Origin of the sequence: Streptomyces sp. CB02400 (genome assembly GCF_001905725.1) — a bacterium.
GTDB lineage: Bacteria > Actinomycetota > Actinomycetes > Streptomycetales > Streptomycetaceae > Streptomyces > Streptomyces atrovirens.
Map to the genome: position 1 here is coordinate 1 of NZ_LIWB01000029.1, position 11,492 is coordinate 11,492.

At 70.3% G+C, this 11,492-nt stretch carries 8 protein-coding genes and 2 pseudogenes; 7 read left to right on the plus strand and 3 right to left on the minus strand.

Going from position 1 to position 11,492, the window contains the following annotated elements; all coding sequences use genetic code 11:
• Nucleotides 1–820: ergot alkaloid biosynthesis protein (locus tag AMK33_RS38485; RefSeq protein ID WP_107425362.1), on the plus strand; the 820-nt coding region annotated here is incomplete at its 5' end.
• A 393-nt stretch (nucleotides 821–1,213) separates the two neighbouring features.
• On the plus strand, nucleotides 1,214–1,870 hold the full coding sequence (locus AMK33_RS43455) for a transposase (protein ID WP_201263160.1): 657 nt from the start codon (nucleotides 1,214–1,216) through the stop codon (nucleotides 1,868–1,870).
• A gap of 214 nt (nucleotides 1,871–2,084) precedes the next feature.
• Here AMK33_RS43455 and AMK33_RS38495 read toward each other — a convergent pair whose 3' ends face one another.
• The gene (locus AMK33_RS38495) at nucleotides 2,085–3,692 is read right to left on the minus strand and encodes an alpha/beta hydrolase (RefSeq protein ID WP_073937906.1); all 1,608 of its coding nucleotides are present in this window, start codon (nucleotides 3,690–3,692) and stop codon (nucleotides 2,085–2,087) included.
• Between the two features lie 231 nt (nucleotides 3,693–3,923).
• Nucleotides 3,924–4,322, minus strand: a complete 399-nt coding sequence (locus tag AMK33_RS44450; protein ID WP_073937907.1) for a LuxR C-terminal-related transcriptional regulator — start codon at nucleotides 4,320–4,322, stop codon at nucleotides 3,924–3,926.
• Between the two features lie 537 nt (nucleotides 4,323–4,859).
• Between AMK33_RS44450 and AMK33_RS38505 the strand changes: the two are divergent.
• From AMK33_RS38505 to AMK33_RS38525, 5 genes and pseudogenes are all read left to right on the plus strand, one after another.
• A pseudogene (locus AMK33_RS38505) lies at nucleotides 4,860–5,117 on the plus strand (hypothetical protein); the annotation flags it as partial.
• Nucleotides 5,118–5,902: 785 nt separating this feature from the next.
• Nucleotides 5,903–6,694, plus strand: a complete 792-nt coding sequence (locus tag AMK33_RS38510; RefSeq protein ID WP_073937922.1) for a CPBP family intramembrane glutamic endopeptidase — start codon at nucleotides 5,903–5,905, stop codon at nucleotides 6,692–6,694.
• A 28-nt stretch (nucleotides 6,695–6,722) separates the two neighbouring features.
• Entirely contained in the window at nucleotides 6,723–7,940 is a 1,218-nt protein-coding gene (locus AMK33_RS38515) for a sensor histidine kinase (protein WP_073937908.1), read from the plus strand.
• A 4-nt stretch (nucleotides 7,941–7,944) separates the two neighbouring features.
• On the plus strand, nucleotides 7,945–8,637 hold the full coding sequence (locus tag AMK33_RS38520; protein WP_073937909.1) for a response regulator: 693 nt from the start codon (nucleotides 7,945–7,947) through the stop codon (nucleotides 8,635–8,637).
• 403 nt (nucleotides 8,638–9,040) lie between these two features.
• Nucleotides 9,041–9,445, plus strand: a pseudogene (locus AMK33_RS38525) (GNAT family N-acetyltransferase); the annotation flags it as partial.
• 387 nt (nucleotides 9,446–9,832) lie between these two features.
• On the opposite strand, the gene AMK33_RS38530 reads toward AMK33_RS38525, so the two are convergent.
• On the minus strand, nucleotides 9,833–11,392 hold the full coding sequence (locus tag AMK33_RS38530; RefSeq protein ID WP_158075185.1) for an MFS transporter: 1,560 nt from the start codon (nucleotides 11,390–11,392) through the stop codon (nucleotides 9,833–9,835).
• Nucleotides 11,393–11,492: the final 100 nt, after the last annotated feature.

Here is an 11,492-nt window from a genome sequence, read left to right on the forward strand (position 1 = left end):
ACCACTTCCCAGGACGCAACCGACGCTGGTGCAAGTGCTCCGCAACGCTGGTGTGCAGACACGGGCCGCCAGCCGGCACCCGGCCGCAGCCGATCCTGATGCAATCCGCTTCGACTGGAACGACCCGACCACATATGGACCCGCGCTCGACGGGACGGACCGGATCTTCCTGCTTCCGCCGGTGGAGAGCGTGGACCCGCTGCCGCTGGTCGAGCCCTTCCTGCGCCAAGCGCAGCGGGCCGGTATCCAGCGCCTCGTGATGCTCGGCTCCGCCATTGTGCTGCCGAACGCACCCAGCGCTGCGGAGATGGCCGCTCAGGTTCAGGCTCAGCCCGGAGGTGTCGTACTCCGCGCGTCCGGCTTCATGCAGAACTTCCTGCGTCCGCACCCACTGGCCGAGCACATCCATCGACACGGTGGGATCCGCACCGCAGCCGGTGACGGCAAGCTGGGGTGGGTCGATGCGCGGGACATCGCGGCCAGTGCTGCCGCGCTATTGGCTGACCTGGGAGTGGACGCTCGAAGCGACTACCTGATCACCGGGCCGCACGGGATGAGCTATCCACAGGCCGCGCAGATCATCACCGCGCAGACCGGCCGACAGGTTCGGGTGGAGCCTATTACGGAGGAGGAACAGGCTGCCGCCTACCGTGCCTCCGGAATGCCGACCGAGTTCGCTGCCGCCCTTGCCGCCGTCGAGCGCGGAATCAAGGAGGGACGCGAAGACCAGGTCAGCACTGCGGTGCTCGAACTGACCGGCCGTCCGCCGCGCACCTTCGCCGAATTCGTCTCTGATCACGCGTACGAGTGGACGCAGTAGTGCTTGAACAGCAGCGATGTGCGGTCGAGTAGGAACCACGCGGGGAGTGCAGTTCGGCGTCACATGATTCGACGCTCCATCGGATTGGAGGCGGCCCGCCTGTGCCTGCCGCAGTAACAACGGCTGACTGCCTGTTCTCTATCCGCTTGCGTGGTCGGTCGGGTTCGAACAGCGTGCTGGGTCGGGTGAGTTGACCGACGCCGAGGCATGGAAGAGGGGCCTCTTGGCAGCTCGCGGTTGTCGAGTCCGGCGAGAGTCAAGAGGCCCCGTCGTCGAAGTGTCGCGTGGTCCCGGTTGCCCGGTCCAGTTCGTCCACTCCTGCGTGTGACTGCCTCGCCCACAGGTTCGGGAACGCCTGCGACCGGCCAGATCGGGCCCCGCTACAACTCGGGCATGAGCGACACGGAGTGGGTTGTGGTGAAGAATCTGCTGCCGGTTCCGGGATGGCCGGCGGGCCGCGGTGGCTGGCCGGAGGGCTACTGCCATCGGCAGATGATCGACGCGGTGCGCTACCTCGTCGACAACGGCATCAAGTGGCGGGCGGTGCCGTCCGACTTCCCGCCCTGGCCACGGGTCTACGCCCTCTTCGCCCGTCGGCGGGACACAGGGCTGGCGGCCGAGCTGCACGACCGGCCGCATCAGGCGGTCCGTCGGGCGGAAGGCCGTGATCCCGAGCCGAGTGGGGCCGTGGTGGACTCCCAGTCGGTGAAGGCGGACGCCACCGTCGCCCACGCCTCAGAGGTCGTTCTCTTTCCGCACACAAGGTTCGGAAAGAGAACGACCTCTGAGGTAACAAGCTTGCCAGTTCGACTGAGCACAGCCACAGGCTGCCCACTGCGCGGACCGGCCCTCCGTGTCACCGAGATGATCTACGGCTACGAAAACCTTGCCAGGGCCGGAAAAGCCCGTACGCCGACACGCGGCCAGGAGCTGTGGGAGGCGCTGAGAACCCGGCTCCACGCATCCTGCCTCTTCGCCGGTCTCGACCCGGACGAACAGGACGCCCTGCTCGGTCTGCTCACCAAAACGCAACGGTCGCAACGTCCGTAACCGTCCCCTGACCGAGCCTGAGCTCCTCTCTGACGGGGTCTTGGAGCCCCCGCTGCGGCAGGATACGAGTGGACATGTTCCTCGGGGCTGTTCCGAATATCGATGCAGTGGTTCTCGGCCATTGCCGTGATGGCTGGGGCGGCTTCCATCGGCCCCATCGAGGCGACTCCAACCGGACAGCGGGCCGGACAGGGAAGCACCGCGTTCCGGCGGGTTACTTCTGGGTGACGTCGGTGCAGTAGACGTCCTTGTCCGGCAGGTGGCCGGTGGTCAGGAAGCCGACGGTGGCCTTGTCGGCGCAGGCGGAGCCTTCGCCGTAGACGGAGTGCCCGCCGTTGTCGACGCCGACGAAGGCAGAGCCGTCGCCGAGGGACTTGTGCAGCCCGACGCCGCTTTCCCAAGGGGTGGCATTGTCCCGGCGGTTCTGCAGGATCAGGGTGTTGCGCGGGCCGCCCTTCACGATCTTGGCGGTCGCCTCAGCTGGCTTGTCCCAGTAGGCGCATGCCCAGATGTTGGCGGGCATGCCCGCGGTGAGCGGCCACTTCTCGCGGTCGGCGGTGGTGCGGGCGGCGTAGCCGTCGATGTCGTGCGGCCATTCGGCGTCGCCGCAGGTGAGAGCCATGAACATGGTGGCCTGGTTGTCCGTGGGGATGCCCGGGGCCGTCGGTGTGTCGGCGAACACCTCCTTGAGAACCGCGGTGTCGGCGGCCGTGGTGCTGCCGTGGGTCAGGTTGTCGGCGGCCTTCCAGAACTTGGCGAGCACGGGAAGGGTGTTGTTGTGCAGAAGCAGGGCGTAGGTCATGTTCCGCAGCAAAGCCCCGTCCAGCGACACCGATGCGCCGGGAATCGCTGCGGGCGTGCGGTCGAGCCGGTCGGCGAGGGTGAGGTAGGTGTGGGTCACCTGCGCGACGTTCGTGCCCAGCTTGAGGGTGCCGGCCTGCGCCGCGGCGACGCGGGCGGCATCGGGGAACCGGTCGGCCGTGCCCTTGCCCCAGGTGTCCGCCACCTGGTCGGCCCATACCTTGGTGGGGTCGACGTTGCCTTCCAGGATCATCCGGTCGGTGTGGTTTTGGAAGAGGGAGCGGTAGACGGCGCCGAGGTAGGTGCCGTAGGACTGGCCCCAGTAGGAGATCTTCTTCTCACCGAGCGCCCGGCGGATGCGGTCCATGTCGCGGGCGGTGTTGGCGGTGTTGTAGTACCGCAGGTTCTTGCCCACCGTGTCGGCGCACTGCTTGGCGTCGGCTTTGGCGCGGGCCACGTTCTTGGTGATCGAGCCGTCCGCGGCGGGATAGGGGAAGAGCCCGGACACGCTGGGGTCCTGCAGACCGCAACTCTGTGGGGTGCTGTGCTCGACGCCGCGCGGGTCGAAACCGATCAGGTCGTAGCGGTCCAGCACGGACTTCGGCAGCGTGGACGCCATGGTCTCGGGCATGTCGAGACCGCCCAGGGCCGGCCCGCCGGGGTTCAGCAGCAGAACGCCATGTCGCTTCCCGGGCTGTGCGGTGGACAGCCGGGAGACCGCCACGTCGATCTTCATGCCGTCCGGGTTCCGGTAGTCGAGTGGCACCTTCAACGTTCCACAGGCTAGGTGGGGGTCACGGGTTTGTCCCTCGGCCAGGGCCGGGCACTCACCCCAGGTGATCTTGGCGTCGCCCGCGGTCTCGCTGACGCTCTTGCCGGAGGCCTTGGCCGATTGCGAGTCCTTGGCGTCGGCATTACACGCGACCAGTGCGGTTCCTGCCAGCGTGGAAACCAGCAGAGCTGCGGCGATTCGGCGGCCTCTGGGGAAACCGCGCTGCGCGGAACTGCGTGTCGTGGTCATGGTGTTGTCCTTAGCTACTGGGCTGGTCGGCCTTGGCCGGCCGTTGTGTTGACGATTCGAGTCAACAAGAGACCACCGGTGGCGTGCGTCACCCCAGAGAGGACGAAACAGGTAGCTCGCTCGGGGGATCCTGGGCCGACCCTGAGAACGGAGCGGCCGCCGTGGGGCGTATCGGATGAGCTGTGGGCGGGAACGCGAGCCGCTGCTGACAGCTTGCCGCGCCGCACGGCATCACAGGGCCGTCAGGCTCGGTTGCCGTCCCCCAGCCGACCCCACCCGATGGGTCAGGACCACCGCCTGGACGCGGTCGCGGAGATCCAGTTTGGTGAGAATGCGGGAGACGTAGGTCTTCACGGTCTCGTGGCTGACGACCAGTTCGGTGGGCGATTTCGGCGTTCGACATGCCCTCGCCGATGAGGAGGAGGACCTCCTGCCCGCGGGGGTGAGAACCTTGAGACGCTCGCGCTCGGGGGACGCGGGGGCGGCGGAGGGACGTACGCGTTCGGCGAAGCGGCCGATCAGGGGTCGGGTGGCGGCGGCCAGGAGGGACTCGCCGCGGGCGACGACGCGTACCGCGTTGATCAGTTCGGACGGTGGGGCGTCCTTCTGCCCTGCACCAACCTGCCGCACGTGTTCGTGGAGGTGGACCGCGCGTCGATGGCCTTCGGCAAGCTCACCGCCAAGCTGACCGCCTACGACGAGTACCGCACCAACGTGTGGAAGAGCACTGGCAAGCAAGAGTGGCTGACCCGCTACCCGCGCACCGAAGGGGTCTTCCCGCCCGTGCTCTTCGTGTTCGACGGAGCCGGCACCACCGCGCTCGACAACCGCATCACCGTCCTGCTCGCCGCGGTGCACCAACTGGCCTCCGTCCACGCCGGCAAGCTCACCGTCGCCGCAACCACCCTCGCCAAGCCCGATCACCACGGGCCGCGCGCGAAGATCTGGCGCTACCCGCTACCCGCTGCCTCGCCAGGCGGGACACCTGGGCACCTGGGCACCCGCAGCCTCCCGGACCTCCCCGGGATGGCGAAGCCGACCGCCCGTTCAAGACTGCCCAGCCAGATCAAGTCCCGAGCTCGCGCAGCCCGGCGGCGGGCCAGGCCTCCACCCAGCCGGGCCCGCCGGTCCTGCCCGGCTGTCGATGACGGCTGGAAAGCCGACCGGATGAACGGCGACGAGCAGCTGCTGAACGGCCGCGTCCATGGCGCGGAGCACGACGGCCCCGACCCCGGCCCGCTCCCGCACCGGACCTACGCCGAACCGGTCGACGGGCCGCTGGACGGCCTGCTGCTGGACATCCACGGGTGGCGGACCGAGGAAGTCGACGACGGCGTCGCCCTGACCACCGAGCTCTCCCTATGGCCCGGAGGCCGCGCCCTGTACGACCCGCGCCCCGGCGAGCCCCGCACAGCCGGCTCCGGAGAACAGCCACGGCCAGGAGCCGTCCAGGCCCCGCCGTGCCCTGTTTCGCCGCCGTGGCTGACCACACACCGTGACGCCACGCCTCCCGCCAGACACGGGGGAGGGGCGGCATCGACGAACAGCGGCCCGGGTCAGGCCGGGGGCGGCCTGCTGCCGCAGGTCCAGGTGGCAGCGCAGCCGGGCTCCAGACCGTCCAGGCCGTGGGCCATGTCAGAAGTGTCGACGACGAGTTCGGCGCGGCGGTGGTCGGTCATGGCGTAGCCGACGACCTCGTGGGCGGCCAGGTCCAGTCGGCAGGCGAGGTAGAGCCGGCCCTCTGCGGTGGACTGATAGGTAATGTCGCAGACCAGCTTGGTCCCGAGGTGCTCGGCATGGAGGTCGCGGCCGATCAGGTCCGGGGCGGGCTTCGTCGTCGTACAGGCCGGGACAGCGAACACCGCCTGCGCCGGGTGACGCCGCGGAAGCCGCGCTCACGCATCGCACGGGCGCCGCGGCGGCTGTAGTTCCTGGTCCTCTTACGGCGTCCAGTCCCGCTCGTGCTTCGACCGCGTCCCGTGGCGGAACGGGCGCGGGCGGGTGGTGCATCCCCCGTGAGAGCTACAGGAACTGTCCGTGCACGGGTGATTCGTGGACGTCCGCGGATTCCTAGCGTGGTCGTCAGGTCGCCACAGGGGTGACCCACTACCGGGGAGGCCACCATGGGCACGACGTCCGCCATACGACACAGCGCAGGCTCCGGCCCGGGGGAGGACCGCGACGGGGGCGGCGGCCGCTTCGGTCGGATCATGCGGTCTCCGCTCGGCTGGATGCTGGCGGGAATGGTCGGCGTCGGCCTGGTTTCGGGACTGACGGCGACCGGACCCGGCCCCGTGCCGGTGCTGGGCGCGGTTGCCGCGGTGGCCGTGTACTGCTACGTCATGCGCCGTGTGGCACGACGCTCCGCGCCGGAGATCGCCCGGTCCGGGGCCGGCCGGGAGGTGCTGCTGGGCGGCGGGATCGGCCTGGGTTTCATTCTTGTCTCCGCCCTCCTGATCACGGCGTTCGGAGGCTATTCGTTCACCTGGGCGGGCGACGACTTCATGTCGGTCGTCTGGACCGCGGTCGTGGTGCAGATCGGCGCTGCGGTCACCGAGGAGTTGTTGTTCCGCGGTCTTGCCCTGCAGGCTCTTGAGCAGCTGTGGGGTAGCCGGGCCGCCATCGTGATCACCTCGCTGTTCTTCGGTGTCGCCCACCTGGGCACCCCGGGAGCGAGTGCGTGGAGCGGGCTGGCGATCGCTCTGGAGGCGGGCGTCCTGCTCGGAGCCGCGTTCTTGTGGCGGCGTAACATCTGGTTCGTCGTGGGGCTGCACTTCGCCTGGAACACCACGGAGCAGCTGCTCGGCATCCCGGTCTCCGGACACGCCCCCGAGGGCCTGTTCACCGTCGACGTCCATGGCCCCGCCCTTCTGACCGGTGGCAGCTTCGGTCTGGAGGCATCGATCATGCCCGTCCTCATGGGCGTGGCCATCGCCGTTCCGATGCTCGTCCGCGCCCACCGGAGCGGTGGCATCAAGACCCGGCGACGCGCGACCCGTTGAGACAGGAAGGCTGGAGGAAACTGAAGTGATGTCCCGTCAGGCAACCCGGAGCATCCCGCTGCTCCGGGCGTCGCTCGACCGGTGGCAAGAGCGGGATGCTCTCCTCAAGGACGGCGTCCTCGCCCTGACGCTCACCTTGCTGGCCTTCGTGCCGCCCCTGTCCCAGATCGGTGCGCAGATCGGCGATCTGCCCGAGCGGCCGGCGAACGTGCTGAGCGTCGGGCTGGTCCTGGCCCAGACCGTGCCGCTGGCGGTCCGCCGCAGGTGGCCCGCGGCCTGTCTGGCCGTCATCGCGGGCGCGTTCGCCGTGCACCAGGCGCTGGGCTTCGCGACAACGTTTGCGAGCATGGGACTGTATCTGGCCCTGTACTCCGCCGGGGCCCACCAGGTCCGCCTCCGCCACGGCCTGGTCGTCGTGGCGAGTGCGGGTTACGCCGTGCTGGCCGTCGTCCTGAACCGCCTCGGCTCACCGAATTCGCTGCCGGACTACCTCGCGTTCTCCCTGGCTCTGGCCGCGGCCTGGCTGGTGGGGAGCACGGTGCGCAAGCGGCGGACGGAAGAGGCGAAGCGGCGGCGGCTGGCCGCCGAGGTGGCCACGGCCGCCGAGCGGGCGCGGATCGCCCGCGAGCTGCACGACGTGGTCACCCACCACGTGACGGCCATGGTGGTCCAAGCCGACGCGGCGCAGTTCCTGCTCACGTCCGCGCCGGAACGCGCCGGCGAGGGACTGACGGCCGTGAGCGACACCGGCCGTCGGGCGCTGACGGAACTGCGGTACCTGCTCGGTGTCCTGGAGGCGACCGGCGAGGCGGCGTCCGCGGACCCGGCGGGTGCGGGCCGGGCGCCCGCCCTGGGGCGGGTGGGGGACCTGGTCGAGCAGGCCCGCAGGTCGGGTCAGCCGGTCGAGTTCGGCGAGCAGGGCGAGCGGCGGCCGCAGAGCGTGGACGTGGAGCTGGCCGCGTACCGGGTGGTGCAGGAGGCGCTCACCAACGCCTTGAAGTACGCGGCCGGGAAGCCGACACGGGTCCTGCTCCGGCACGGCGACGTGCACATCGAGATCGTGGTGACCACCGACGGACCCGCCGCCGCACCGGTCGCGCGGAAGCCGGGTCCCGCGGGCGGACGGGGGCTGGCCGGGCTGCGTGCACGGGTGCGGATGCTCGATGGTGAACTGGAGGCCGGTCCCCGGCCCGGAGGCGGGTTCGAGGTCCGTGCCACGATTCCGTCCAAGCCCCTTCAGGAGTGACCTCGTGAGCGATACGCCGCCACCGACCCGTGTGCTCGTCTGCGACGACCAGGCGCTGGTGCGGACCGGCTACGTCACCATCTTCTCCGCGCAGCCCGACATGCAGGTCGTCGGGGAGGCCGAGAACGGCCACGAGGCGGTCCAGACCGCGCGGCGGCTGCGCCCCGACGTGGTCGTGATGGACATCCGGATGCCCCTGCTCGACGGCATCCAGGCGACGCGACAACTGGCCGGTCCCGATACCGAAGACGCGCCGAAGGTACTGGTCGTCACCACGTTCAACGTCGACGCCTACGTCTACGACGCGTTGCGCGCCGGAGCGAGCGGGTTCCTCCTCAAGGACGCGCCTCCGGCGGAGCTGGTCAACGGTGTCCGGACCGTCGCCCGGGGCGAGGCCCTGCTGGCACCCGCCGTCACCCGCCACCTCATCGGCCACTTCGCCCAGCATCTGCGACCGGCCGACACCTCCCGGCCGGCCAGACAGGACGTCGTGCGTGCGCTGACCCCCCGCGAGCTGGAAGTGCTCCAACTGATCGCCGAGGGGCTGTCGAACGCGGAGATCGCCGCGTCGATGTTCATCACGCCCGAGACCGTCAAGACCTACGTGTCGCGCATCCTGGCGAAACTCGGCCTGCGCGACCGCGTCCAGGCCGTCGTCCTCGCCTACCGGGTCGGACTGGTGCCCGGCACACCGTGACCGGCATGCGCGTGTGCCCCGTGCAGCGCCGCCTGCCATCGGCTTCAGACGTCATACGCATGATTCGCCGGACAGTCGCCCAGTGCCCCCGGTACGGCCTGCCGGGGCACTGGGCACCGATGCCGGGACCACTGTGCCGTCCTCGAGGGTCAGGAAGAACGCGCCGCCCGACACCAGTGCCGTGATCGGCTGGGCGGGTGTGCCCGCGGAGGCACCGCCCTGCAAGGGCCGGCGCGCGGATGCCGGTCGGCGTCGCCTCGAGTTCGCCGCTGTCGAGCCGGATGGACGACGCGGCGGTCGACGGACCGCACGTCCGGGCCCTCAAGGACATCTCAGGGGGGTAAGAAGACAAGTGGGTCCGCGAGTCTTGATCACTGCTGAGCCTGCTGATTGGCTGGCTGACATGTCCGATCTCGGGCCCGTTGTCTGGCCGCCTGCGCCGATCAGGACCGAGAGGCTCGTGCTCCGTGAGTCCGAGGCCGGGGACCGTGCGGTGTTCATCGAACTGCTCGCGTCGCCAGAGGTGCACACCTACCTCGGCGGCCCCCGCCCTCGTGACGAGCTTGAGCGCGAGTTGCCCGAGGTGCCCGAACGGTGGTCCGGGAGCTTCGTCGTTGATCTCGACGGGGTGATGATCGGCCAGATTCTGCTCAGGAGAGCGCCGGACCACCATCGCCCGGCTGCCGCGGGGAAGGCCGATCTCGGCTACCTGTTCTTGCCGCGGGCATGGGGATTCGGGTACGCCACCGAGGCGTGCGCGGCAGCACTTGACTGGTTCGAAAGTGTCCTTCCCGGTGAGCCGGTGCTGCCGCCATGCCCACCGCGGCCTGACCCGAAACCGCCACCCGGCTCCACCGCACCCTGACACGCCATCGCTGGTCCCACCTGCACCAACGTGACAACGCCGTGGTACAGCCACACAGTGGAAGATGGCCTCGGCCGGGTAGCGGTGCCCCTTGTACGAGGGTGACCTGCTCTCCACAGGCACCCCTCCAGCAGGATCGACCTGAAGATCACCCCACGCCATCGGCCAATGTGACAGCGCCGCCCCGTCCCCTCCCGTTCGTCCCGCCCTCTACGGAACGGAACGAGGGGACCTTGCCGATGCCGGCTCGTGGGCGAACGGACCGAACGCCGCCTACGAGCGGTTCGTCCACCGTTTCAGCGGGCCGGATCCGAGCGAGCCGGCACCGGTCTATGTCCGGACGGGGCCCGGTTCCTGTTCCGGGCCGGGTCTCCCGTGCGCGGTGCGCAGGGGCGTCTCCCGCATCAGCAGGACGGCGGTCAGCGCGAGCAGGGCGAAAGGCACGGCGGTGGCGAACACGTCGCCGAAAGCCCGCCCGTACACCGCCTGCACGCTCGCCACGGCCGGGGGCGGCAGCGCGCCCAGGTCCGGCAGGGTCCCGTCGGGCCCGGTCCCGGTCACGGCGGGTGCGGAGGACAGGGCGTCCACGCGGGCGGTCAGCAGGGAGCCGAGTGCGGCGAGCCCGAGTACCCCGCCGAGGCTGCGGGAGAGGACCACCAGGGTGGTGGTGGCGCCCAGACCGTCCGGCGGCGCCGCGTTCTGGGCGATCAGCACAAGGTTCTGCGAGACGATGCCGACGCCCGCGCCTCCCGCGAACAGGGCGGCGCTCACCAGCGGCAGCGGGGTGTCCGCCCTCACGGTGCCCATGAGTGAGAAGCCGAGGACGAGCAGCAGTCCTCCGGAGGCCAGGAGGCGTTTCCAGCGGCCTCGTGCGGCGATCAGACGGCCGGCCACGCCGGAGGCCACCAGCAGACCCGCGATCATCGGCAGGGTCAGCAGGCCCGACACGGTCGGCGACTGCGCCCGGGCGGTCTGGAAGTACTGACCCAACAGGGCGGGAGCGGCGAACAGTGCCGGTCCGACCGCGAAACCGGCGAGCGCCGACAGGGCGACGGTGCGGTCGCGCAACAGGCTCAGCGGCACCAGCGGATCGGCGGCCCGTGACTCGCGACGGACGAACAATACGGCTAGGACGAGCACGACGCAGGCCGCTCCCGCTGCCGACCAGGACACCCACGGGACGCCGTCCCCGGCCCGGGTGACGGCGAGGAGGAGCGTACCGACCGCTGCGATGAACAGGGCCGCGCCCCAGAGGTCGGGACGGGACCGGTGCGTCCCACGCCCGGAATCGGCCCCGGGCGCGGGCAGTCGCAGTGTCCGGTGGAGGGTGAGTCCGGCACCGGCCGCCAGGAGCACGCCCAGATGGAAGCAGCCGCGCCAGCCCACCCCGGGGGTGTCGGCGAGGAGGCCGCCGAGCGGGGGACCGGCGACCGTTCCGGCCGTGACGACCAGTGTGATGCGGCCGTTGTACCGGCCGCGCTCCCGTGGCGGGACCAGCGCGGCCATGATGACCTGGGCCAGCGCGTTCACCCCGCCGGCTCCCAGCCCCTGCACGGCCCGGCCCGCGATGAGCTGCCCGACATCACCGGCCAGCGCGCACCACGCCGACCCGAGGGCGAACAGGCCGAGCGAGCACTGGATCAGCGTCTTGCGGTCCGTGCGGTCGGCGAGCTTCCCCCAGAGCGGCAGACTCAGCGTGGAGGAGACCATCGTGGCCGCGACGACCCAGGTGAAGGCGGCCTGGCCGCCGTCCAGGTCGGTGACGACGCGGGGCAGCGCGGTGACGACCACAGTGCTGGACAGCAGGCCGGCGAAGAGGCCGAGCAGCAGGGCGCGGAAGGCGCGGCGGGTTTCGGCGGGGCTCATCAGAGGGGTGCCGAACTGCGCCATGAGGGTCCTCGGGGTCGCCGCCGCACGGCGCGGCGGGGAGGGGTCGGAAAAGCACCTGGGAAGGGATGGAGGAGGGGCAGGGTGCGGAAGACGCGGCACC